Here is a 390-nt window from a genome sequence, read left to right as displayed (position 1 = left end):
ACGGTGTCGTTGCTGGACGAGATATCTCCGTGCCTCATTGATTACTCCTTGATGTGGGGTGGTGATGATTCAGCTGAATACGGGTTCGTTTGCGGCCGTGCGTGGTTGGTGTGTCCGATGGGCGCTGAGCACCCTTGCGACCAACAGCAGTGCGGCGAGTCCCACCGCCCAGATCGCCGCGATTCCGGGTGAGGTGCGGTAGTTGCCGCTGAGCATCAGAAACGCGGGAAGCGTGCACGTCGGCTGGCTCAGCAATACCACCGACCAGCCCGTGAAGCGGGTCAGCCGGGCCCGGCGAAGCCCGAGCACCAGGAAGAACAACAGCCACAGCGCTGCCCAGGCGAGCCAGATGACCCCGAACACGGGATCGTTCACGACGGTGAACGACAG

1 protein-coding gene is annotated in these 390 nt (G+C 62.8%); it reads right to left on the bottom strand.

From position 1 onward, the window contains the following. Positions 1-69 precede the first annotated feature (69 nt). Positions 70-390, bottom strand: a 321-nt coding sequence (locus IMZ11_RS44670; protein WP_305075968.1) for an AmiS/UreI family transporter, incomplete at its 5' end; no start/stop codon positions are given.

It is taken from the genome of Microtetraspora sp. AC03309, assembly GCF_020826795.1.
Lineage (GTDB): Bacteria > Actinomycetota > Actinomycetes > Streptosporangiales > Streptosporangiaceae > Microtetraspora > Microtetraspora glauca.
Note: the sequence above shows the minus strand (reverse complement) of the source record. Positions and strands in the feature narration are given on the sequence as shown.